The sequence below is a fragment of the Methylocucumis oryzae genome (assembly GCF_000963695.1).
In the GTDB taxonomy this organism is placed as follows: domain Bacteria; phylum Pseudomonadota; class Gammaproteobacteria; order Methylococcales; family Methylomonadaceae; genus Methylovulum; species Methylovulum oryzae.
In genome coordinates this window covers 1-23797 of record NZ_LAJX01000084.1, presented here as the reverse complement: position 1 = coordinate 23797, position 23797 = coordinate 1, and the positions used below count along the sequence as shown (strand labels likewise).

Here is a 23797-nt window from a genome sequence, read left to right as displayed (position 1 = left end):
CACCAATAAAATGTAGGTCTATCGGTGCAGAGCTACGCACCCATAAATAAACGCTGATCTAAATACACTAAGAATTTGTTGGCCAGTGTATTGAGTTGCTGACGGGCAAAGTCGAAATCAGCTAACGTGCGTAAATACGAGGTATCAGCGAGATTTAATTTATTCAGTAACTCTTTTTGGGTCGTTAATAATTCACGTAGTTCTGCTTCAAGTTGCTTATATTGTTCTGGCGGCGTCTGATCGTAATTACGGCTAGCTAATAAGCGATTGATTTCGCCATCGACATCGGTTAAGGCTTTTAGTCTATCCTCGACTTTAAACTGCGCTAAACTGGATAGCGCCGATTCTTCTTGTATGGCTTCTGTTTCTAAGGTGAGCTGAACATAGCTAAGCAAGTTACGCCGTTGTTCGCGTAAGATTTTACCGAGTGCTGGGCTTAGTCCGGCTAGCGATATTTTCTTTTCAGCATTTTTAAAGTCGCTATCAATCTCAGCTAATTGGGCTTCCAACTTGGTTTTTTGCTGAGTAAAACTATCAATTTTTTTCGTTAACGTTTTGTAATTCGCGGCTGTATTGAATATTGTCACGCGTAACTGTTTGGATAATGGCGGGTTTGCCTGCTAGGGCTTGCTCCGTATGACTTAGCTCGTCTTCGGTTTTTTGCGCTTCAGTTTGTTTTTTGTCGGTTAAGCGGGTTTCGATAAGCGCGATAATAGGAGTTAATTGGTTTTTCTTACGGCTTAGCAAAGCTTGTTGCGCCTTAAGTAGCTCAATTTGCGCGGGGTTGCTTAACGCTTCTATTTCTAGTTTTTTTAGCTCTTGGGCACGTGCGTCTAGTTGTGTGCGTAAATAAATTTGCTCAGCTTCCGCTTCTAATTTCGTGCTAGACGTAGCATGGGACGATTCCAATTTTTGTTGCGTAGCCTCTAGCTCTTGTTGAGCGGCAACAGTTTCATTACGAATCTGTTGTGGGCGGGCTTGTTGTAACGTGAGTTCGTTATCTACTTTGATTAATTCTTCATTAATTCCGGTTAATTTTTCTTTTTCGCTGATTAAGCGTTGTACTAATTCAGCATCGCTAATGCCGGATAGCTCGTCTGGTTTTAATTTCTCAGCTTTAGTTTCTGTGACCGCTAGTTGTTGCTGAATTTTTTTAGTTTTATCCGGTGCTTCTTTAGCGGTTTGTTTAAAATCAAGCGCTTGGGCTTTAAACGTATCAATGCTGGTTAAATTATCCAGTGCTGATTGATAGTATTTTAATATGTTGGCTTTTTCAGTGTCGGCAAGACCTTGGCGGCTGTTAGTTGCGTCTATTTTAGCTTTTAACGATTCTTTTGATTGCTCAGGACTAAAGCTATGCGAGGGTGCGGCTATCGCGCTGTGAGCAGCATTGAGTAATAGCCACACAAGACAACACAAGACAAGGCGATAAATAGAATTAGATTTGTGGTCAATCATGTGTTTATTGGGGGAACCCGTGGTGTATGGATTGAATGCGCAGTAGGTTACGAGTGCGTATCTACGATGACAAGCGTTTTATTATTAGCGTGTAGTAAGGCCCGCATTATAAGCGGCGGATGGGATTAAAACAGAGGGAGGTGTCAAATACTGAGGGTTGTTGGAGTCCAAAACATGTTTTGGACTCCAGTGAGCGAGTTAACCGGATAACCCGGCTGGAATGATTTGTTCTTGTTGATGAATATCATGGTTTTTCCGGCGGTTAACACCGGCAAAACGATGAGTTCAATCAGTTAACTAAAGACTTCTTCTACCGAATAGCCGTGAATATGTAAGATGTCTTTTAAACGTCTTAACGCTTCTATTTGAATTTGCCGTATGCGTTCACGTGTAACGCCCATTTGTTGGGCAACTTGCTCTAGCGTGGATTCTTCATAGCCACATAAACCATAGCGGCGGCAAATCACTTCGCGTTGTTTTTCAGGCAGTTCAAAAACCCAGCCATTGATGCTGCGCTTGATTTTATCTTCTTGAATTTTTTCATCATGAGGTAGGCTGTCGTGCTGACTTAGGGAGTCAATCAGAGGCTTATCGAGGATTTTATAACTCGCGATGTCCACCGATGAGATGCGCTCATTGAGCTTAAGCATTTTTTCGACTTTATTGACGGGTTTGGATAAATGACCGGCAATATCTTCAGCATTGGGTTCGTGATCGAGTATTTGCGCTAAATGGCGTTGTGCTTTTAGGTAGGTATTCATCTCCTTAACGATGTGAATGGGTAGCCTAATTGTCCGCGTTTGGTTCATAATTGCGCGTTCTATTGATTGTCTCACCCACCAGGTTGCGTAAGTCGAAAAACGAAAGCCTTTGTCGGGTTCAAATTTTTCTACCGCCCGAATTAAACCTAGGTTGCCTTCGTTAATTAAGTCTAGTAACGGTAGACCACGGTTCATGTAACGTCTGGAAATTTTTACCACTAAGCGCAAGTTGCTTTCTATCATAATCTTACGTGCGCTTTCATCACCTTGCTGCGCTCTGAGACCGTAATATTTTTCTTGGTCTGCGGTTAATAGTTTTGAGCGACCTAATTCATTTAAATAGACTCTGGTCGCGTCGAAGTCATAATCACTGGTGTCTTTAGCGATGACTGATATTGATAGACTCACTTCCTCTACATCAGTGAGGCTATCATCATCGGTAAAATCAAAATCGCCATCTGCGACGACGGCAACATCATCATCTAAGGTGTCTAACAAGTCTTCGTTCATAGCTTCCCCCGCAGGTTACTAGAAAATGTTATTGGTTAGTGAGGTAATAATTTTATTGGATCTACTGGATACCCATTTTTTCTAATTTCAAAATGCAACACATTTTTTTTCGCTACATTATCCATTTCTGCGATAACGTCTCCGGTTTTTACTTTACGCCCTTCTTTTATCAGTAAGCGGCTGGTATTGGCGTAAGCGCTTAAATAATCAGCCGAATGCTTAATAATAACGAGATTGCGAAAAGCACTTAACTCTTTACCAACGTAAACCACTGCACCATCAGCGGCTGCTAACACTTTTTGCCGTTGGGTTTTATTCTCTATCTCAATACCTTGTTTGTTGGTTTCGTTAAATGTTCGTAATAGTCGACCAGTTAGTGGCCACTTAAAGCTTAACTTTAACACCTTTTGCTGTGTATTTGAAATAGTTGATTTTTTTTCTTTTTCTTGGCCTGCTATTGGTGCGTGCACTGGCTTATTCGCAGTGGTTTTATTGTTAGATTTTGCGGGCTGCGTCACAGATTGTTCGGTTTTTTTTATAGGCTGATTGGGCTTTTCTGACGCGGCAGGTGTTTGCTTGATATTGGCAAACAGTTTTAGTTGAGCGCCTAGATAAATCGTGTAGGGTGGCGTTTAAGTGATTCCACTCAATTAAATCTTTTAATGCAATGCCTGTTTCTGAACTGACTTTAGCTAATGAATCACCAAGCTTAACGGTATAGTAGCCTTTAGGTGCTACGGACTTTGGTGCGGGGGACGTTGGTTTTATTTTGCTGTGAGGCGCGGTTTCGGCAGGTAATGGGTTGCTTATACCGGTAAGACTGAAGCTTAAACAAAACAGTTGTAACGTTATCGTGGCTATATGCTTAGTCGAGAGCGGTTTAAGCATCATGAGTGACCTTTTAACAAGGTATGTTTAGCCAAATTGATTTTGGCGGCCAGATAATCAGAGCCACCGCGATCCGGGTGGTTTTTTTGCATTAAGCGTCTATGCGCATTAATAATGTCTTGCTCATTAGCGCCAGGTTTTAAGCCTAAAATATCGTAAGCCTCTGTGGTGGTCATTTTGGCTTTATGAGCGCCATCCTCATGATAGCTGTCTGCGTGTGGTTTTTGTTGCGCGTGTTTTGCGTATTTATACTGTAAAAATATTCTCAACAGCATAGGGGCCATACGCAGTAAATAGGCGATAGCGATACCTATCGTCGCAAACAGCCAATTTAAATGTCCGGTGCTGGCTAAAAAGCCAAGCAATGCGATAAGCGACGCTAATATCGCTAATTGAGACGGTTTAAGCCAAGTGATAGCGAATTTTTTTAGTGTTTTATGTAATAGCACATAAGCAATTACAGCAATTAATACAACCAGCAGAATGCGTATCAAGCTTAACTCCTAATCTTTAGGCTTGTAGCGTAGAGGACGCAGGCATAATACCTTAGAATATACCTTACTCGAAAACACCGTCATTGAATAAGTGTGAACTATGTCAAAGGTAAAAATTCCTACCATAGGTTTTAGTGCGGCCAGTGGAGTTGGTAAAACAACATTACTAAGCACTTTGTTGCCACTATTGACTCAACAAGGCTTACGTGTAGGCTTAATTAAACACAGTCATCACGATTTTGAGATTGATAAGCCGGGCAAAGATAGTTATCGCTTGCGTAAGGCGGGGGCGTCGCCGGTGTTATTAATTTCGCAATACCGTAGCGCGTTTATTACCGAACGGCCTTTTAATGCCGAGCCTACGCTAGCCGAAGCACTCAAACCTTTTGAACAGCAGCAAGACCTGGATTTGATTTTAATCGAAGGGTTTCATCAAGCTGAGCTGCCCAAAATCGAATTACATCGTGCAGTGTTAGCGCAACCGTTACGCTATCTTGATGACGCGTCGATTATTGCCGTCGCTTCTGATACGGTGTTAACGCTGCCCGAGTCGTTAACACTGCTAGATTTAAATCAACCAAATAGTATTGCCCACTTTATTTGCCAACGTTTTATCAGGACTTAACTCATGGATGCTTGCAGTAGTGAAAAACAGCCGTTATTGACGATGGCAGAAGCTTATACACGCATACAAGATTCGTTAACGGCCTTGGTTGAAACAGAAACGTTACCTGTTGCGTCTGCGTTAGGGCGTGTGTTATCGGCTGATATAATAGCCCCGCTCGCGTTACCGCATTACCGTAATGCCGCTATGGATGGTTATGCGTTTAACAGTCAGGACAAACCTGAGCAGCAGGTAGCGCGTTTACGTTTAGTCGGGACATCATGGGCGGGTAAGCCCTTTTTAGGCCATGTGCCACGCGGTGCGTGTGTTCGTATCTTTACTGGGGCCGTGGTGCCGGAAGGTTTGGATTCGGTAGTGATGCAAGAGCATGTGAATATCCTAGATGAAGACATTGAACTGCCCGCGCAGACTCGTTGCTATCAAAACATTCGCGCAGCCGGTGAAGATGTTGCAGAGCATGACACGCTATGTACACGCCATACCAAATTAACCGCGACGCATATTAGTTTATTGACGGCATCAGGTATTAGCGCTGTTAATGTGCTGCGCCAGGTCAATGTTGTGTATTTTTCTAGCGGTGATGAGTTAGTTGAGCTAGGCCAAACGCTGCAATTAGGGCAAATCTACAACAGCAATCGTTATTTATTACAAGCATTACTGAGCGATGCATGTGTTAATGCACAATACGGCGGCGTGTTGCCAGATGATAAGGCGTTAATCACTGAGCGTCTTAGCCTAGCTGCCAACGACATAGATGTAATTATCACTACAGGCGGTGCTTCAGTGGGGGCGGCTGATTATATGACTGCGGTATTGGCAGAGATTGGCACGATAGGCTTTTGGAAAATAGCCGTGAAGCCCGGTAAGCCGTTCGCGTTTGGACGTATTGGTCGCAGTTATTTTTTCGGTTTACCCGGTAATCCCGGTGCTGTTTATGTGGGTTTTCAGCAGTTGATAGCACCCGCGTTAGTTGCGCTGAGTGGTGCGGTTGTTCAGCCGCCGCTATGGCTAGAGGCGATTAGCTTAACAGCATTAAAAAAATCGCCAGGGCGGGAAGAATATCAATTTGGTCAGTTAAGCCAGGACGATAAGGGTAGATTTACTGTCATACCGGCTGGCCCACAAGGTTCGCATTTATTAATGACGATGAGCAAAGCCAATTGTTTGATTAGGCTGCCGATAGAATGCGCGGGTGTGGCAGAAGGGGACGTAGTAAATGTGAAAATGATTAACCACCTTTAATTAGGCGATGGTTAGGTGGCCTGTAAATGATAAGAATACCTATGATGTTTTAATTATAATGCCCAATGTTGGCGCTTACTTCTAATATCTTCTTTTTTTACCTTACTTTAAGGACTATTCATGAGCAAAAAAATTAGCAAAGCAGTTTTTCCGGTCGCAGGCTTAGGTACGCGGTTTTTGCCCGCCACGAAGGCTATCCCAAAAGAAATGCTGCCTATCGTTGATAAGCCATTAATGCAATATGCTGTAGAAGAAGCGGTTGCTGCCGGTATCGACACAATGGTGTTTATCACCGGGCGCACTAAAAACTCGATTACCGAGCATTTCGATAAAGCCTATGAAATGGAAAAAGAGTTAGAGGCCAGAAACAAGCTGGAAACACTTAAGATTATCCGCGATATTATGCCTGCGCATGTCTCGTATGTCTGTATTCGTCAGCCAGAAGCATTAGGCTTAGGTCATGCCGTGTATTGCGCGCGTCCTGTTATTGGCGACGAACCGTTTGCCGTGATTTTACCCGATGATTTAATCGAAGATGGCAGTCGGGGTTGTATTAAGCAAATGGTTGAATTGTATGAACAAACTCAATCGTCTGTGTTAGGTGTTGAACGGGTGAATCCACAAGATACTGGCAGTTACGGCATTGTTAAAACCGGCGAATATACCGGCAAATACGCGCCAATTGATTTAATCGTGGAAAAACCTAAACCTGAGGTCGCGCCATCAAATTTAGCGGTGGTGGGTCGTTATATTTTAACGCCTGCTATTTTCGATAAAATTAAAAACACCGGACGCGGCGCCGGTGGTGAAATTCAATTAACCGACGCCATAGCCGACTTAATGAAAGATGAGCAAGTTTTAGCGTTTGAATTTGAAGGTAAACGTTACGATTGCGGCTCAAAACTAGGCTTTTTTAATCGCCACAGTGGAATATGGTTTATTGCATAAAGAACTCAAAGACGATTTTGCGGCTTATTTAAAAAGCTATGTTAATACGTTGAAGTAGTACTGTCGGGCGGATTTGCCGATAGGCAGTCCGCCATTTCCGGATATAGCTGGCAGTTAGCTAGCGCAAGGTCATCGTATTAATTTGCCACCTTTGATTCAGTAATACTCTCGCTCTCAACAATGAAGGTACACGATAACGAGCGATAAAAACCTTTAGCCCATATCTGTTTACACTTCGAGCCACGAGCTATTTTTCCGAAAAATTCTGATTGTTCCGGTGAGATAACCACATCATTTTTAAACCAAACCATTTGTTTAAAGCTAGGATTAAGGTATTCGGGAGGATAAATACCAGCAAATAACCAGCCAGTAAATGCCGTGAGTATTGGTAAAACAATGGCTTTTAATTTCATTGCTTGCCTATCGCCGATATCATTTTACAATCATGCGCCATACGGGTTAGGTTGTCACCTAATCTTATACCTAAGGCAATATTAGCTTTCGGTAACTTTTATAAGAAAATCCAAAATAAGAGCCATTGCCAATGAGTTCAAGCCTATCTCCTGGCTGAATTTTTTTCCAGTCACTCTCATCAACACCACACATTTTTGTTATTCGTGAAACTGCGGTATTCACTTAAATATAAACCACCAGAACACCATTTAGAGTAATAAGCTGAAGGTTTCTTCATAACCGTCACGACTATTTTTTCCGGCTTGCCAACTATAAAATTAAACATTACAGGCAAACCTTTGTAAAAACTAGAAACGACCATAAAGGGAACAAAAATAATCATAGCAATTATACCTGTTAGAGGTGACTTGCCTTGAGCCTTCATCCTCTCTCTGTACCTAGAACCATTTGATAATATCAATTTACCGATTAGCAAAATAATTAGAATGGAAAAAATAATACCTGCCCATACAAAATATCTAACCACCTGTTCTGAAATTAGAAAATTAGAAGAAATTCCAAGAATTATCAGACCAACAATCAAAAGTGTAATTATATTTCCTATTGTTTTCATTTTCTTCAAGCCTTATGAAGATGTGTTCATGAGAGGTAAGGTAAACGTTGAAAATTACTAAACAAGCTGAGCAGCCCACTGAAAGTCATGTTACATACAGCTACCGATTAATTAACATGTATAGCTTCATGAAAACAGGCCAAAGCGAGACAACAATCAACATAACAGTGTTAAACCAGTCTGATTCAAAGTTACGCTTAAATCCGCCCATTTTTAGATAAAAAAGTAGCATTGGAATGGGCATGAAACTACAAAACCAGGTAAAAAACTCTGACAGTGGGTTGATAGCGGGGAACGCTTTTAATACACCGAATAGTATTAGATAAAAAAGACTTGCCGATAAAACAATTTTTTCCTTCACGGCGTCTGAGAAAAAATTTCTATGAAATAAGTCATGAGGCATCTTATGCAATAGTTTGGGGAAATCAATTATTCAGTGGTTATAGCAGGTTAGGCGTAAACGATAGCGCATTGCTGTATGAATTAAAAACTGTATTATAATACTAGCTAGCTAATTTTATCAGTCTACGATGCCTTCTTCAACTCCCCATACCCATTAGCCTTTTTAACCACTTGCAATTGCGCTTTAATCCGCTTTTGCACGGCTTCAACATGCGAAATAATGCCTATGCTTTTGCCTTGTTGACGTAGTTTGTCTAGGGTTGAAATGACGGTGTATAAGGTTTCACTGTCTAAATTACCAAAGCCTTCGTCTAGGAATAATGTGTCTATGGATTTACCGTTACTAGCGAGTTCTGATAGGCCTAAAGCCAGCGCTAAACTGACGATGAAGCTTTCACCACCGGATAAGCTTTTAGGTGGGCGTCGGCTATTGTTTTGATAGGTGTCTTCTATGTCTAAGGCTAAGCCGTGTTCGCTAGGGGCTTGGCGTAAATAATAACGTCGGCTGATTTTTTCCAAAATCGCATTGGTTTTATCCAATAATTGCGCGATGAATTGCGCTTGTACGTGACGTCTAAGCGCATGTCCTGATTCGGGTTTTAATAACTCGGCTTGGTCTAAGATAGGCGAGGCGAGTTGCTGTTGTTGTTGATACATTCTCAGCGCCGTCTCATAGTGTTGCCGTAAGCGATGTTGTTCTTTTAACAGCTTCTCGATACGTTGCACTTCTAATAAAGCGATTTCTGTTTGTTCGCGCTTGCTGTGTAAGGTTTCTTGTAACGTTTCTTGTGCCGGACCTGCGGCTAATAAGGTTTGTAACGCGTCTAGGTTTTGTTGGCTTTGGCTTAGTACGTTATTAGCATTGCTTAGCTCGGACAAACGTTGTTGTAAACGATTTTGCACTGTTGGGATTTTGTCTAATTGGGCCAAGCGTTGTTTGAGTTCATCGCGTTGTTTTAGCTCAGATTGGCTTAAGGCTTGGTCTAATTGCGCGTTTAACGTGGCTAACTGAGCCGTTTGTTGCGCTAGCTGGGTTTGCTGCTCTTCTAAGACTTGTTGTTTATCAATAAGCTGCAATTGGAAAGCAATTTGCTCTTCAATATGCATAGTATCGACATGCTCGTCCATGCGTTGATTGGCGCGGTCGATTTCTGCTTTGCACTGTTGTTGTTTGGCGTCTAATACGGCTAATTCGTCAAGTAGATAACGGCGTTTGTCGAGATAGCTTTGGTACGTTTGGCGTCTATTATTAAGTCTATCAAAAAACGCGGCCTCTTTGCCTTTGTTAGGAATTTTCTCGCCGAGTTGCTCTAATTGCTCATTCACTTTAAGCGCTAACTCATGCTCTGCTTCGGTTAGCGTTTGTACGGTTTTAGTCAGTGCTTGTTGTTGCTCGGAATAATTTTGATAGTCGTTCGCGTAGCGTTCGGCGGTGGTTTGCAGAAATTGTTTAAGTTCTGCATTTTTTTCCAAACGGGTTTTAAGCTTAGCTATCGCGGTTTGTTGTGCTTGATAACGGCTTAATAAGCCATTCACGGTGTTGAGTTCAAACGTTTCATCGTTAAGATGTTGTTGCATTAACTTTAAATTGTCGATGGTTAAATCTGCTTCGACGACATTTAACCGATTGCATAAACCTAGCCAACGCGATCTTAATTGGTTAAGTTCATTTTGCTTTGCGGAGTTGTTTTCATTGGTTTTCTGCGTGATGCGTAGCTCTTGTTGCAAACGCGCGGCGCGGTTAGCCAGCGTTTTTAACTTCACTTGCTGGTCGATTAAGGCTTGCTTAGAGTTGGTGAGCTGCGGCGGCTGGGTTAAATAAGGATGTTGCAATGAACCGCATAAAGGGCAGGGTTTGCCAGAATGTAAATGCTGACGGTCAGGTGCCATTTTTTTCATTAAGCCTTCGCGGATGATGGCTTGTTCTAGCGCGCGTTTAATATTTTCTTCGCGGGCAGTTTCGGTTTTAGTAGCTTCTATATCGGCGGTAATCTCGTCAACAGTGCGAACAGCTAGATTATTTTTTTTGAATAATGAAAATAATCCACCGCCTTGATCGGCCAGTTTTGTATAGGTGGTCGCTAGATTAAGCAGCTCTTGAAAACGCTGTACTCGTTCTTGTTGCTCGCTTTTGAGTTCAGTTAGCGCCGATAACTCATAACCATCTAAACAGTTAAGCAAGTCTGTTTCAGCTTGGCTAAGCTGTTCGGTTAACTGAGACTGCTGCGCGTCGGTTTTATTTTGTTCGGTTTGATTGCTTTTAAGCCCGGTTTCGGCTTGTTTAACGAAGCGTTCGACGGATTTTAACTTTGCGCTGGCCTCAATCAGTTCGGTTCTTAACGCTTGTAGCTCTGTGGTCGCTGGAAAATGGCTGAGTAGCGTTTCATCGGCGGTATGTGTGCTTAGCCATGCGTCAAGCTCGCTTAGCACGACGTTTTTCTCTTCTTGTTGAATCGTCAGCGCTTGTAATAATTGAGCTTCGGATTGGCGAATCGCGCCGAATTGACTAATACGCTGCATTAAATCCGCGATAATACGTTGTTGCTCGGCATAGCTTTTATCGGTTAACACTAAATCGGACGGTGGATGGGTACCGATTTGCAACGTGAGCTGTTTAATCTCGGCTTGTAAGGTATTGACTTGGTTACGGCTTTGTTGGACGACGCGTTCTTGCTGCTCTATTTCTGTTAAGCTCGCTTTAAATGCTAACGCGCTTTCGGCGCGTTGTAATTCGGCTAATTCGGTTTTAAGCGTGTCGGTATCGGTGGTTAAGCGCTGCAGGTGTTGTTGCTGTTGCTGTAATTGCCGATTTAAGGTTTTAACCTGATCAAATTGCCCGAGTTGCTCAATGAGTTGTTTTTGCTCTAGGTTTAGCTCTTGATATTGCGCCTGGAAGTCGCTTAAATCCTGCTCAAACGCTTCAATTTTTATTCGCCTCTAAGGGTGGAATCATTAAGTCTAATTCTTGCCTAGCTTTATCAACTAATTCATTGGCCTGAGCGACTTTTTGGCTAAGCTCGCGTTGATACTCGGCATACTTATCGCGGCCCATAATCGTTTCTAAAATATCCAGGCGTTCACTGTCTAAGGCATTTAAAAATGCAGCAAAATCGCCTTGCGCGAGCAAAATCGAACGCGTAAAAGCGCGGAAATTCATGCCGCTTAATTCGGTTAGTTGGTCGCAGACTTGTTCAGGTGTATTAGCTAGCTCGGCACCATCGGATAAACGCATTAAGCGCATCTCAGGCGCTTGCACGTCGCCATCGGCTCGGTTATGCGCGCGTTTAACCTGCCAGCTCGATAAATATTTTTCCGCACCTAAGGCAAACACCACTTCGGCTAAGCTTTCCGACGTGTTTTTAGTCATGACATGGCTGCCTGGCTGATGAAACTTAAACGTCTCACCGTATAAGCCTAGCGTCATCGCATCTAAAATACTGGTTTTACCTGAGCCGTTCGGCCCGGTAATCGCAAACACCCCTCGGCTGGCAAACGCCGCATTCTCAAAATCGATTTTATGGTCGCCTTGTAGCGAAATTAATGTTTCTAAACCGTAAAGAAAGTATTTTCATAAGCTTATGGTTAACCGAATGCGTGCTGCGAATTTTTTAACTTAATTGAATGGATTCACATCCCATAAGTTCTGGCCGCTTTCCGCGTTATGACAAGGTCAGGTGCAAGAACTTATGGGATGTGAAAACGCTAAATGATACACGATTGTGCGGTGGTCGTGTGCGTCGCTGTATTGATTTAGTGCGTATAATAACAACAGCTACCCGCTTATGACGGGACAGTCAAAGTGAGAACAATGTCATCTCGGCTCGGCAACTGCTCCTGCGTTGCTCTAATACATGCCATCCTTGGCATTAATGGATTGCCGAGATCCAGGAGACAGGGATGTGCTTGAAGCTTTGCCATCCATGGCTCCTGGATTCCGGCAATCCCTGCCGGAATGACGGTTTAGCTCTACGGGCTAAAAATTAAAAGTGTCCCACCTAAAGTGGATAGCCATAACAACCAACATCTAATAAGTAAACGATAGGAGTAACTATGGCCGTTGGTCAAAATGATTTTCCCGCTATGCCTGCGATTATGGGCATTAGCTTAGGCACAGCGAATGCGGGGATTAAACAAACCGTGCGCGATGATATTTTAGTCATCGCTATGGCAGAAGCGGCAGCCTGCGCGGCGGTCTTTACGCAAAATGCCTTTTGCGCGGCGCCGGTGCTTGTTGCTAAACAGCATTTAGCGCATAAACCACGTTGGTTATTGATTAATTCGGGTAATGCTAATGCCGGTACTGGTGAGATAGGCTTAGCAGATGCGTTAACCACTTGCGCAGATGTGGCCGAGCTAGTCAGTGCTGACCCACAACAGGTTTTGCCATTCTCTACAGGCGTTATCGGGCAGAGCTTGCCAGTTGCGAAAATCAAAGCAGCATTGCCTGCCGCGTTTAGCGCATTAACGTCTTCAGGTTGGGCGAATGCTGCTAAAGCGATTATGACCACGGATACGTTTGCTAAAGGCGCCACTAAAACGGTGTTAATTAATAACCAACCGGTGACGATTAACGGTATTGCCAAAGGCGCGGGCATGATTCAGCCGAATATGGCAACAATGTTGGCCTTTATCGCGACCGATGCTGTGATAGCTCAACCGTTATTACAAGCGTGTTTAACCGAAGCGGCGCAACAGTCGTTTAATTTAATTACTGTCGATGGCGATACCTCTACGAATGATGCTTGCGTCTTAATGGCGAGCGGGGCTAGCTTAGCCGGAGAAATTATTGACGGTACAGAGGCTTATCAGGTGTTTGCTGATGCGGTAACAGACGTTGCTAAACAACTGGCTGAGCTTATCATCCGTGACGGTGAAGGTGCGACTAAGCTGATTCGTATTGTGGTGGCTGAGGCGCGTGATAACGCCGAAGCAGCAAACGTGGGTAAAACCATTGCTCATTCGCCTTTAGTTAAAACGGCTTTCTTTGCTAGCGATCCTAATTGGGGACGTATCTTAGCGGCCGTCGGTAGAGCAGGCGTAGACAATATGGTGTTAACCGATGTGCAAATTTTCCTAGATGATGTCTGTATTGTGCAAAACGGTGGTGTTGCTGCTGATTACACCGAGGCAGCCGGACAACGCGTGATGAATCAAAGTGAAATTACCATTACCGTTAAATTAGGCCGAGGTAGTGCTATGCAGCAAGTGCTAACCTGCGATTTTTCTTATGATTATGTGAAGATTAATGCGGAGTATAGAACTTAGGAATTTGTTTTAGTAAAACTTATTGCACTAGTTAATGCTGTTCAATAGGCGATAATTACTGATAGACTATGCGGCCTTATTTTTGATTTAAGAATGCGCGCGAAATATTCGGTAGCCGTGGTTGCAACGAACGCTTGCAAATAATAGCTACCGATTTTATTGCGTACAAATGCTATGTTTCAATCCACGCTAGACCGCATCCGCCAGCGACATCCGCCGACGGACAGAAAGCTGCTCCTGCGTTTTCTGCATTCACCACGTCCATGTGGCTTATAGCGGTCGGTGGATTGCCCCGCCTTAAACGACTGGGTTACCTTAAAGGATGGCGAGTCTAAGGCATCGTTGTCAACTTTTACCCTATCCCTCTAAAGGGGAGGTTTCAAACCAGCAAGGAAAGTTGGTGAGTAGCTCAAGGAAATTAAAATGACAAACGTTATCGCCCATGTCCGCAGCAACAATGAAATCCAAACCCTGGCAACCCATCTGCTAGAAGTCGGCGAACTCAGCAAACAATTCGCAACTAAAATCCATGCGCCTGAAGCGGGTGAATTGATTGGTTTGCTGCACGACTTCGGCAAATACAGCCAAGCTTTTCAAATTTATTTGCAATCCGCAACAGGATTATTAGACCCTGATGGTGATGATGGTGACTACGTCGATGCCAAAGCACAAAAAGGCAAAATAGACCATTCCACGGCGGGGGCGCAGTGGGTTTGGCAAAACATGAAATGCTTAGGAAAAAATGGCGAAGGGAAATTGGCAGGTCAACTGCTTGCCTTGTGTATTGCCTCGCATCACGGCAAAGGCTTGATTGATTGCTTAAAACCAGACGGCAGCAATGAATTTGAGCGGCGCATGACCAAAGAGGATGAAAAAACCTATTTGCAGGAATGCCAGAAAAATGCCGACAATGACGATGCTGAGATTTTGGAAAAAGCGCGGCAACTGATTAACCCCGCCATCTCTGCCTTGTGGAAACAATATGCCATTATAAAAAACACGAAACACAGCGAAACGATTAAGCAGTTTTATTTTGGCTTTTTAACCCGTTTTTTATTCAGCTGTTTAATTGATGCTGACCGTATTAACAGTGCTGATTTTGAAACTCCAGAAAATCTAGCCCATCGTAATCAGCCGGTATTGTGGGATGATGCTATCAAGCGGCTGGAGTTTTTCATCATTGAACAGCAAAACGAAATCGAACGAAAACGCGGACAATTCTCTGAAAAAACGCTACGACTGAATGAAATACGGCGCGATATTTCTGACACTTGCCAACAAAGAGCCAAAGACGCTCAAGGCATTTACACGCTAACTGTACCCACAGGCGGTGGCAAAACCTACGCCAGTTTACGTTTTGCCTTGCATCATGCAAAACAGCATAACTTAGAACGCATCATCTACATCATCCCCTACACGTCCATCATCGAACAAAACGCCGAAGCCATACGCAAAGCCATTGAACACGAAAACGATGCCTTTCCTTGGGTATTGGAACATCACAGCAATTTAGAACCCGAACAACAAACCTGGCACAGTAAATTAGTCGCGGAAAATTGGGACGCGCCCATCGTCATGACCACGATGGTGCAGTTTTTGGAAACCTTGTTCAGCGGCGGCACACGCGGTGTGCGGCGCTTGCATCAATTGGCTAACAGTGTGCTTATTTTTGATGAAATTCAAACCTTACCGATTAACTGCACACATTTGTTTTGCAACGCCCTGAATTTTTTAACCACTTACAGTAAAACCACCGCCGTATTATGCACGGCAACGCAACCGCTGCTAGACAATCTCAAATCGCCTGAAAAAGGACAGCTGACGATTCCTGAAAAAAATGAACTGATTGGCGATGTTAACGAACTTTTTTAAAAAACTCAAGCGTGTGGACGTCATCAATCAAACCAAAGTGGGCGGCTGGTCGATGGAAGAGATTGCCGCATTTGCCTTAAAAGAATTTGCAGACAAAGGCAGTTGTTTAGTTATCGTCAATACTAAAGCCTGGGCAGAAACACTTTATCGGCAATGCGCGAATGAAGCGAATAAAGACAGCGTATTTCACCTTAGCACCCATCAATGCTCAGCTCACCGCACTGCCATTTTCAACACCATCAAAGCGCGGTTAAAAAATAAACAACCCGTGTTGTGTTTCAGTACCCAGTTAATTGAAGCGGGTGTTGATATAGATTTTGCCAGCGTGATTCGCTTTTTGGCAGGGCTAGATTCGATTGCCCAAGCGGCGGGGCGCTGTAACCGCAATGCGGCCTTAGATGAAGCCACGGTTTATGTTGTGAATCCCACTGAGGAACCCATTGACCAACTGATTGACATCAAAGTGGGGAAAGACAAAGCCGAGCGCGTTTTACGGGAACGCGCAGGACAAGATTTGCTAGCCCCCGATGCCATCGCCTTATATTTCAACTACTACTTTTATCAACGCGCGGATCAAATGGCTTATCCCGTGCCGGAGAAAATAGCAGAAAGACCCGACACCTTATTGAACCTGCTCAGTGAAAATAAATTGAATAATGGCATAAGCGCACCGTTGTATTTAAAGCAATCCTTCATGACCGCAGGCCAAGCCTTTAAAGCCATAGATGCACCGACTTATTCTGTCATCGTGCCTTATGAAGAAGGGCAAGCCTTGATTACCGAATTATGTGGGCTATCAAAAGAATTTGAAGCCAAGGCGTTTTATCGCTGTTTGAGAAAAGCGCAAAAATACAGCGTCAACGTATTTCCCAAATGTTTGGCAAAAATTAGTGGAACAAGATGCGCTTGCTGAAATTCAGGGTGAAGGCGTGTTTTACCTTACTAAAAGTCATTACAGTGAAGAGTTTGGTTTATCAGTCGATGTAGTTGAAAAACAAGAGTTTTATAGTTTGTAACCGTTTTTAGGAGGAAATTTGTGAACAACAGTATTAGTTTCAAATTACGGGGCCGATACGCTTTATTTACCGACCCCATCACCAAAGTCGGCGGTGAGAAATGTTCTTATCACCTACCGACTTACGAAGCCATCAAAGGTGTACTCAAATCCATTTATTGGAAGCCAACCCTTATCTGGTACGTTGATAAAGTGCGAATCATGAAACCGTTACGCACCCAAACCAAAGGCACAAAACCGTTAGTTTGGAACGCAGGCGGTAACAGCTTGGCGATTTACACCTTTTTACGCGATGTCGAATACCAAGTTGAAGCGCATTTTGAATGGAACATTCACCGCCCCGAATTACAGCAAGATTGGAATGAAAAAAAGCATACCAGCATGATGCAACGGGCTTTAGCAAAAGGTGGCAGACAAGATATTTTTTTAGGCACACGCGACTGTCAAGGCTACGTTGAACCATGCGATTTTGATTCAGGCGAAGGCGTTTATGATGAAACCCCTGATATACCGTTTGGCCTAATGTTTCACAGTTTCGCTTATCCAGACGAAACAGGTGGCAAAAACTTAGAAAGTCTATTTTGGCAAGCGACTTTAAAAAAAGGCATTTTAGAATTCCCCCGTCCTGAACACTGCACAATACGGCGTGACGTGCGCCCCATGTTGGTTAAACCATTTGGTATCAACACGAATGTAAAAGCTGTCGAAACCGAGGAGGCTGAATTATGAGTTGGATGGAAAAACTTTATCAGACTTATGAGCATGGCATTAGAAGCGAGGCATCTACTCCGTGGTATGTCTCGCATTTTGTTAAAACAGCGCATATCGAAGTTTCGCTTGATATCACTGGCAATTTAATTAACGGTCAAATTAAATTGTTATCTGGTGAAGAATCTCTCACTGTTATTCCTGCAACAGAAGGTTCAGCAGGTAGAGCAGGGGCGAAAATAGCACCACATCCGCTTTGTGATGAAATTGGTTATTGTGCTTCTGATTTCCCAGATATAGAACAAGCAAAAAGCGATGCTTATTTAACTCAGCTTAAAAATTGGTGTGATTCTGAATATAGTCATCCAAAAATTCTAGCGATTTATGCTTATCTAAAGAAGCAATGTTTATGGCATGACTTAACGCAAATCATCGAGTTTCCAATAACATTTACCAATAAAAGAGGGCTAAAATCGAAAATTAACGCAGAAAAGGCTTTCATTAGATGGCGAGTTGAGCAATATGGAAACCCTTGCTCTGGTACATGGGATGATTTTGATTTAATCCAAAAATGGATAGCGTACGACAAATCTGTGAATACAAAAAAAAGGATTTTGTTTTATTACAGGACAGACACAACGCTTAATCGAGAACCATTCCAAGTTTATTAGACATTCCAGTGATGGTGCTAAATTGGTTTCATCAAACGATGAAAATGGTTATACCTATCGTGGAAAATTTTTAGATAAAACGCAAGCCTGTGGAATTAGTTTTGAGGTTTCACAAAAAGCTCATAACGCATTACGGTGGCTTATTGCACGGCAAGGTTATAAGAGTGGCGATAAAGACCCACAAGTTTATGTCTCGTGGGCAGTCTCAGGCAAAGACATTCCAGAACCGTTGGCAGACGTAAGAGAAGAAATTTATGAAGAAGCGGATTTAAGCGAACTGCCTGATGAAGAAAGCTCCAAAACCACTGAAACGACTTTGGACTACAGCACAGATTTAGGCGCGGCTTACGCAAACAATCTACGGAAAAATATGGCTGGCTATTTTAAGCTAGCCAAAATTGACGCAACTAAAAGCTATGAAGAGAGACTTGAACAATACATAAAAGACTACGAGGCAAAATTAGACCCGCATGAACAAATCATCATCATGGGCTTAGATTCAGCCACACCCGGCCGCATGGGGATTTTGTATTACCGCGAATTACTCAGCCATGAATTTCTTGAGCGCTTAAAAAACTGGCATAGCGAATTTGCATGGTATCAACGCCATACTCAAGAAATACCCAATGACACAGGTAAAAAACCAAAAACCAAAGTCATTTATCCCATCAGTTCCCCCATACCCAGAGACATCGCTAAAGCTGCTTACGGTGAAAATGTCACGGACAATCTAAAGAAAAAAGTCATTGAACGCTTAATGCCGTGCATTGTGGACGGCTACCCTTTTCCATTCGATTTAGTACAAAGTTGTGTGCGCAAAGCCACCAATCGTGTGGCTTACGCCAATGATGAACAATGGCTATGGGAAAAAAACTTAGGCATTACTTGCGCCCTATTTAAAGGCTATTGGGCACGTTATCCCACCCACGAAAAACGGAGATTCTATACTATGGCATTAGACAGAAATTACCATGCTCGCGATTATTTATACGGGCGTTTATTAGCCGTTGCCGAGCGCATTGAAGAAATCGCTTTAAGTGCTGCAGAAGAAAACCGCTCGACCAATGCAGCACGTCTAATGCAACGGTTTGCGGATCATCCGGCTAAAAACGTGGTTATTGATTTACAAAGCGTTAGATCCTTATATGCAGCGTCTGCAAGTGTCGCGCACGAGCTTTTTAAACAACCAGCGTGAAGAGCTGGAAACGATAATTTCAGCTTTTTCCATTGACGATTTTAATAACAACGCACCTTTGTCGGGCGAATTCTTACTGGGCTATTATTGCCAACGTCAATGGATGCGGGAAGAGTCCGCAAAAAAACGCGGCGAATTACAAAGCCAAACAAAACAAATCTGAAACTAAAGATGAAAACTCAATAACAGGAGATAAATAATGACTTCACTTAGCCACAAAATCGATTTTGCCATCATCTTTAGCGTCAAACATGCCAATCCTAACGGCGATCCGTTAAACGGCAATCGCCCGCGCACTGATTACGAAGGCTTTGGCGAAGTCACCGATGTGTGTTTAAAACGCAAAATCCGTGACCGCTTACAAGAACAAGGGCAATCCATTTTTGTACAATCCGATGAGAAAAAAACCGACGGCATGACCAGCCTACAAAATCGCGCTTATGCAGAACAACCGATAGGCTTGGGCAAAGAAGCGTTTAATGCCAAAAAAACCAACAAAGACGACACCGCAAAACTGGCTTGTCAGCAATGGTTTGATGTTCGCGCCTTCGGGCAAGTGTTCGCCTTCGGCAAAGAAGCTGATGCAGCCGGCGTCTCTATTGCGATTCGCGGCCCCGTCACCATTCAATCTGCATTCAGCCTTGAGCCGGTTAGCATCACCAGTACACAAATCACCAAAAGCGTCAGCGGCGAAGGCGACGGCAGCAAAAAAGGCTCAGACACGATGGGCATGAAACACCGCGTTGACAGTGCCGTTTATGTTACCTACGGCGCAATCACACCGCAATTAGCTGAAAAAACAGGTTTTAGCGATGACGATGCCGAACTGATTAAAGCCATCTTGCCCAAACTCTTTGAAGGCGATGCCTCCTCAGCCAGACCCGAAGGCTCAATGGCCGTTAAAAAAAGTGCTCTGGTGGCAACACGACTGCAAATCTGGACGGCACTCATCAGCAAAAGTACACGGCTCATTAGCCCAGTTAATAAACGAATGGTTGGAGAAAGCTAAAAATGGAGGCGAGACCATGTTAAAGCAAATAGAAAACTTAACTGACGAAAACAAAACAGTTTTGCAATTTGAAGATTTGAAAGTTGAAATAATGGATGGTTTTTAATTAAATTTTTTTGTTGGGTTATGCTTATTCAACTTTACCTATAACTAACCCAACTTACCTAAATTAAAGGCGTTACAACATGACAGAAGAAATCGAACTAAAACTGTTAAGCGAAATTGAAGCCTTAAAACAAGAAATTCAGCAAATAAAAAATGAAAGTTTCGATAAAAAGCCCATTTTTCAGTACAGCAAAATCAGGGACAGTGATTTAGAAAGTGTGCTGGATATTGACAGAAGTTTAGACAAATCGGCGTTTAAACAATGGTTTGCTTACACAACGCCTATTGATGAGACTACACAGGCGTTTTTTAACAATTTAATTGAGGAAAACGAACCGTTAATAGACAGTTACAGCGAAGAGGATTTAAAAGTAAATTTTTTAGTGCCTATATTAAATAAAGTGCATTTTAAATCGTTTGAAAATAACATCCGGGATTTTTATGAATTGCCGCTACGTTACGAAACGGCACGTTTTATTTTTACAGGGACAACGGACTTTGTCGTAGCGTCTGGTTTAATTAAAAGTAAAACACCGTATTTTTTTATTCAAGAATTTAAACGCCAAGAAGAATTCGGAAATCCTAGACCACAATTGGTGGCAGAACTCATTAGCGCGGTGGAATTAAATCAGTGGCGACACATTAAAGGGGCTTATATTATCGGTGCAATGTGGCATTTTGTGATATTAGAAAAATTAGCCGAGGATAAATACCGTTATTTTGTATCACAACATTTTGACAGTATGCGCTTGGACGATTTAATCGCTATCTATCAACGTTTATTATTTATCAAACAAGAAATTATCGCACTGCAAAAACAGGTTGCAGATTTATAAAATGTAATCGACAACGACCATGCAGCCACTAGAACCCATCTACCTCTCAAGCCTACAACACTATCTCTTCTGCTCACGCCAATTCGGGCTGATTGAGCTGGAAGCCATTTGGCAAGAAAATCAATTCACTGCCGAAGGTCAGGTGTTGCATCAGCGGGTTAACCAGCCCGACCAACAAAAACGCGGCGCTGTTCGCACAGTTTGGGCGTTACGGCTTGCCCACGAAGAGTTAGGTGTTGAAGGCATAGCCGATGTGGTCGAATACCATAAACAACCGGACGGCTCGGAAGTGCCATTCCCGATTGAATACAAACGCGGCAAGCCCAAAACCCACCGCGCCGACGAAGTGCAGCTATGTGCTCAAGCCTTGTGTTTGGAAGCTATGCATAAAATCACTGTTCCCGAAGGTGCGTTGTTTTACGGTGAAGTGCGCCGTCGCCATCCGGTTATTTTCGATACCGAATTGCGCGAACTCACGCTAACAACCATCTTAGCGTGCAGAGCCATCGTCGATAGCCAAACCACGCCCAAAGCCGTTTACCAAGCCAAAAAATGCCGGGGCTGTTCGTTGCTTGAACTGTGCCATCCGCAAAATTTCACCAAATCCGCCGCCCAATGGCTGGCAAAGCAACTCGCGGAGGATTGATGCGCCCGCTACGCAACGTGATTTACATCCAAACCCAAAATGCTTGGATACACAAAGATAACGACAATCTGGTTATGAAAGTCGGCGATGAAACCAAAGCGCGTGTTCCCATCCACAAACTGCAAGGCTTGGTCTGCTTCGGACAAGTTACTATTTCCCCGTATTTGATGGCGCATTGCGCGGAAAATGGCATCACCATCACTTATCTCAATATGTACGGCAAATTTCTCGCCCGTGTTGAAGGCCCCGTTAGCGGCAACGTCTTGCTACGCCGCACCCAACACCTGACTGGACACGATACCGCCAAAAGCGTTGCTATTGCTCGTTTAATGCTTACCGGCAAGCTCTATAACCAGCGTTATGTACTTAGGCGTTATCTGCGCGATTACGGCGACAAAACCGACAACGGCTTAAAAGATTTAGAAACCGCTGAAAAACGCCTAACACGTTGTTTGGAACAGCTTGCTGATTGCCATACGATTGACACGCTGATGGGGCGCGAAGGCGAAGCTGCGCAAGTCTATTTCGGTGTGTTTGAGCAACTTATCCGTCAACCTGACTTCAGCTTCGACGCCAGACGGCGCAGGCCGCCCACCGGTCCTGTTAATGCTTTATTGTCGTTTTGCTACACATTGTTAACTCACGATTGTCGCTCGGCATTAGAGACAACAGGGCTTGACCCGGCGAGTGGTTTCTTACATCAACTGCGTAGTGGTAGGCCTTCGCTAGCGTTGGATTTAGCTGAAGAATTCCGACCTATGATTGATAGATTTGTGTTATCGCTAATTAATAAAAAGCAGTTAACGGTAAAAGATTTTGAGTCATTGCCTAGCGGTGCGATGGCGTTAAAGGAGGCTGCGCGTAAGACGTTATTAACGGCTTGGCAAGACCGTAAACAAGATACGCTACTACACCGTTGGTTTGATGAAAATGTACCCGTTGGATTGTTACCGTGGTTGCAAGCGCAGATTTTAGCGAGATTTTTACGCGGTGACACCGATAGTTATGTGCCGTTTTTATGGAAATAATGCAGAGGTATTTATGTTGATTTTAGTGACCTATGATGTGAGTTTTAAATCGGAGACCGGGCCTAAGCGTTTACGCCGTATTGCTAAACAATGCCAAGTGTATGGTCAGCGAGTGCAATATTCTGTGTTTGAAATTGAAGTGGATATGGCGCAGTGGACAAGGTTGAAAGATGCATTAATCAAAATTATCGATGAAACTGAGGACAGCTTACGCTTTTATTATTTGGGCAATAATTGGGAGCGACGTGTTGAACATATCGGCGCTAAAAAACCATTAGATTTAAACGGCTTATTGCTGATGTAATTCGTGTTGCGAACCTTAAGCGAGCATCAATAATGCCTTATGTTCGCATTTTTAAAACCTATTGATTTTTAAATATTTTTATTCGTTTTGAAAGTAGATTAAAATGTTGCCAGCAATTGTTTTAAGGCATTCGCGTAATAAAAGGCATTTTCTTTTGTTATTCATTGGCTTGGGCAAATGCGGTCGCGCCTCACGCAGGCGCGTGGATTGAAACTTTATGCGTAAAATAAATGCATAAAAACAAAAGTCGCGCCTCACGCAGGCGCGTGGATTGAAACGTTTATTTTGATGAGATAACGCCTGGTATCTTGTCGCGCCTCACGCAGGCGCGTTGGATTGAAAACGTTTCCAATGTCTCTTCTATAGCCTCTGGTGTGTCGCGCCTCACGCAGGCGCGTGGATTGAAACTATCGGGTGAGCTAGAGGTAGAAAAAGCAGTAGTCGCGCCTCACGCAGGCGCGTGGATTGAAACGAACCAGCATCTAGGAATAGCATTAAGTGGAATGTCGCGCCTCACGCAGGCGCGTGGATTGAAACCAGTAGTTAAAAATATTTCCAAGCCAATAATTGGTCGCGCCTCACGCAGGCGCGTGGATTGAAACATAGCGAGTGGCACATAGACCACGCGTCAATTACGTCGCGCCTCACGCAGGCGCGTGGATTGAAACACCTTCGCCAAACCCAATACCTGCTTCGTTGACGTCGCGCCTCACGCAGGCGCGTGGATTGAAACGGCGCATATATCTATGCCTTTGTCGAGTTGTTTGGGTCGCGCCTCACGCAGGCGC

The 23797-nt window shown here is 43.6% G+C and carries 25 protein-coding genes, 1 pseudogene and 1 CRISPR repeat array; of the genes and pseudogenes, 16 read left to right on the top strand and 10 right to left on the bottom strand.

Translation table 11 applies throughout. The features are described 5' to 3' along the window. Positions 1-32: 32 nt before the first annotated feature. The 6 genes from VZ94_RS22645 to VZ94_RS08705 form a co-directional block, all read right to left on the bottom strand. A complete protein-coding gene (locus tag VZ94_RS22645; RefSeq protein ID WP_052700370.1) occupies positions 33-587 on the bottom strand; it encodes a hypothetical protein in 555 nt (184 codons plus the stop codon). Continuing rightward, complete coding sequence (locus tag VZ94_RS22640; RefSeq protein ID WP_082081498.1) at positions 535-1458, bottom strand: hypothetical protein; 924 nt, start codon at positions 1456-1458, stop codon at positions 535-537. Before VZ94_RS22640 ends, VZ94_RS22645 begins: the two co-directional genes overlap by 53 nt. 293 nt (positions 1459-1751) lie before the next feature. Further along, the gene (gene rpoS / locus VZ94_RS08720; RefSeq protein WP_045778930.1) at positions 1752-2729 is read right to left on the bottom strand and encodes an RNA polymerase sigma factor RpoS; all 978 of its coding nucleotides are present in this window, start codon (positions 2727-2729) and stop codon (positions 1752-1754) included. Between the two features lie 35 nt (positions 2730-2764). After that, positions 2765-3199, bottom strand: a complete 435-nt coding sequence (locus VZ94_RS08715) for a murein hydrolase activator EnvC family protein (protein WP_157844887.1) — start codon at positions 3197-3199, stop codon at positions 2765-2767. 25 nt (positions 3200-3224) lie between these two features. Further along, positions 3225-3620, bottom strand: coding sequence for a LysM peptidoglycan-binding domain-containing protein (locus VZ94_RS08710; RefSeq protein WP_045778929.1), 396 nt, complete (start codon positions 3618-3620; stop codon positions 3225-3227). Continuing rightward, the gene (locus VZ94_RS08705; protein ID WP_052700367.1) at positions 3617-4111 is read right to left on the bottom strand and encodes a DnaJ domain-containing protein; all 495 of its coding nucleotides are present in this window, start codon (positions 4109-4111) and stop codon (positions 3617-3619) included. The genes VZ94_RS08710 and VZ94_RS08705 overlap by 4 nt, the downstream gene beginning before the upstream one ends. A 100-nt stretch (positions 4112-4211) precedes the next feature. Between VZ94_RS08705 and mobB the strand changes: the two genes are divergently transcribed. From mobB to galU, 3 genes and pseudogenes are all read left to right on the top strand, one after another. Further along, positions 4212-4736, top strand: coding sequence for a molybdopterin-guanine dinucleotide biosynthesis protein B (mobB, locus tag VZ94_RS08700; protein ID WP_045778928.1), 525 nt, complete (start codon positions 4212-4214; stop codon positions 4734-4736). Positions 4737-4739: 3 nt separating this feature from the next. Next, the gene (gene moeA, locus VZ94_RS08695) at positions 4740-5978 is read left to right on the top strand and encodes a molybdopterin molybdotransferase MoeA (RefSeq protein WP_045778927.1); all 1239 of its coding nucleotides are present in this window, start codon (positions 4740-4742) and stop codon (positions 5976-5978) included. Between the two features lie 120 nt (positions 5979-6098). Then, positions 6099-6984, top strand: a pseudogene (galU, locus tag VZ94_RS08690) (UTP--glucose-1-phosphate uridylyltransferase GalU). Between the two features lie 79 nt (positions 6985-7063). Here the strand turns inward: galU and VZ94_RS08685 are convergent. The 4 genes from VZ94_RS08685 to VZ94_RS22635 form a co-directional block, all read right to left on the bottom strand. Then, entirely contained in the window at positions 7064-7339 is a 276-nt protein-coding gene (locus VZ94_RS08685; protein ID WP_045778926.1) for a hypothetical protein, read from the bottom strand. 179 nt (positions 7340-7518) lie between these two features. Next, the gene (locus VZ94_RS08680; RefSeq protein ID WP_045778925.1) at positions 7519-7953 is read right to left on the bottom strand and encodes a hypothetical protein; all 435 of its coding nucleotides are present in this window, start codon (positions 7951-7953) and stop codon (positions 7519-7521) included. A gap of 525 nt (positions 7954-8478) precedes the next feature. After that, complete coding sequence (locus tag VZ94_RS08670) at positions 8479-10959, bottom strand: SbcC/MukB-like Walker B domain-containing protein (protein ID WP_052700366.1); 2481 nt, start codon at positions 10957-10959, stop codon at positions 8479-8481. 316 nt (positions 10960-11275) lie between these two features. Further along, positions 11276-11833: an AAA family ATPase gene (locus VZ94_RS22635; protein WP_052700365.1), complete on the bottom strand. Its 558-nt coding sequence runs from the start codon at positions 11831-11833 to the stop codon at positions 11276-11278. A gap of 572 nt (positions 11834-12405) precedes the next feature. On the opposite strand from VZ94_RS22635, the gene argJ reads away from it, so the two are divergent. The 13 genes from argJ to cas2 all read left to right on the top strand — a co-directional run bounded on the left by argJ (position 12406) and on the right by cas2 (position 23009). After that, positions 12406-13620, top strand: a complete 1215-nt coding sequence (gene argJ, locus VZ94_RS08665) for a bifunctional glutamate N-acetyltransferase/amino-acid acetyltransferase ArgJ (RefSeq protein WP_045778923.1) — start codon at positions 12406-12408, stop codon at positions 13618-13620. Between the two features lie 423 nt (positions 13621-14043). After that, positions 14044-15492 (top strand): CRISPR-associated endonuclease Cas3'', encoded by a 1449-nt coding sequence (locus VZ94_RS28585; protein ID WP_239649778.1) that lies wholly within the window; start codon positions 14044-14046, stop codon positions 15490-15492. A gap of 13 nt (positions 15493-15505) precedes the next feature. Next, complete coding sequence (locus VZ94_RS28580; RefSeq protein ID WP_239649777.1) at positions 15506-16405, top strand: helicase-related protein; 900 nt, start codon at positions 15506-15508, stop codon at positions 16403-16405. Next, positions 16383-16508: a hypothetical protein gene (locus tag VZ94_RS30520; protein WP_275575184.1), complete on the top strand. Its 126-nt coding sequence runs from the start codon at positions 16383-16385 to the stop codon at positions 16506-16508. Before VZ94_RS28580 ends, VZ94_RS30520 begins: the two co-directional genes overlap by 23 nt. A gap of 20 nt (positions 16509-16528) precedes the next feature. After that, the gene (cas5c, locus tag VZ94_RS08655) at positions 16529-17236 is read left to right on the top strand and encodes a type I-C CRISPR-associated protein Cas5c (RefSeq protein ID WP_045778922.1); all 708 of its coding nucleotides are present in this window, start codon (positions 16529-16531) and stop codon (positions 17234-17236) included. Next, complete coding sequence (locus VZ94_RS30515) at positions 17233-17886, top strand: type I-C CRISPR-associated protein Cas8c/Csd1 (RefSeq protein WP_275575183.1); 654 nt, start codon at positions 17233-17235, stop codon at positions 17884-17886. Before cas5c ends, VZ94_RS30515 begins: the two co-directional genes overlap by 4 nt. Next, complete coding sequence (cas8c, locus tag VZ94_RS08650; protein WP_338040313.1) at positions 17813-19081, top strand: type I-C CRISPR-associated protein Cas8c/Csd1; 1269 nt, start codon at positions 17813-17815, stop codon at positions 19079-19081. Before VZ94_RS30515 ends, cas8c begins: the two co-directional genes overlap by 74 nt. Beyond that, the gene (locus VZ94_RS28575; protein WP_239649776.1) at positions 19047-19244 is read left to right on the top strand and encodes a type I-C CRISPR-associated protein Cas8c/Csd1; all 198 of its coding nucleotides are present in this window, start codon (positions 19047-19049) and stop codon (positions 19242-19244) included. Before cas8c ends, VZ94_RS28575 begins: the two co-directional genes overlap by 35 nt. Positions 19245-19280: 36 nt before the next feature. Further along, a complete protein-coding gene (gene cas7c / locus VZ94_RS08645) occupies positions 19281-20090 on the top strand; it encodes a type I-C CRISPR-associated protein Cas7/Csd2 (RefSeq protein WP_239649775.1) in 810 nt (269 codons plus the stop codon). 185 nt (positions 20091-20275) lie between these two features. Next, positions 20276-21031: a hypothetical protein gene (locus VZ94_RS08640; RefSeq protein WP_045778921.1), complete on the top strand. Its 756-nt coding sequence runs from the start codon at positions 20276-20278 to the stop codon at positions 21029-21031. A gap of 19 nt (positions 21032-21050) precedes the next feature. After that, positions 21051-21677 (top strand): CRISPR-associated protein Cas4, encoded by a 627-nt coding sequence (cas4, locus tag VZ94_RS08635; protein WP_045778920.1) that lies wholly within the window; start codon positions 21051-21053, stop codon positions 21675-21677. Beyond that, positions 21677-22705: a type I-C CRISPR-associated endonuclease Cas1c gene (gene cas1c / locus VZ94_RS08630; protein WP_045778919.1), complete on the top strand. Its 1029-nt coding sequence runs from the start codon at positions 21677-21679 to the stop codon at positions 22703-22705. The genes cas4 and cas1c overlap by 1 nt, the downstream gene beginning before the upstream one ends. A gap of 13 nt (positions 22706-22718) precedes the next feature. Continuing rightward, positions 22719-23009, top strand: a complete 291-nt coding sequence (gene cas2 / locus VZ94_RS08625) for a CRISPR-associated endonuclease Cas2 (RefSeq protein ID WP_045778931.1) — start codon at positions 22719-22721, stop codon at positions 23007-23009. A gap of 182 nt (positions 23010-23191) precedes the next feature. Next, positions 23192-23742: direct repeats of the CRISPR family, unit length 32 nt; unit sequence GTCGCGCCTCACGCAGGCGCGTGGATTGAAAC. Between the last annotated feature and the right edge of the window lie 55 nt (positions 23743-23797).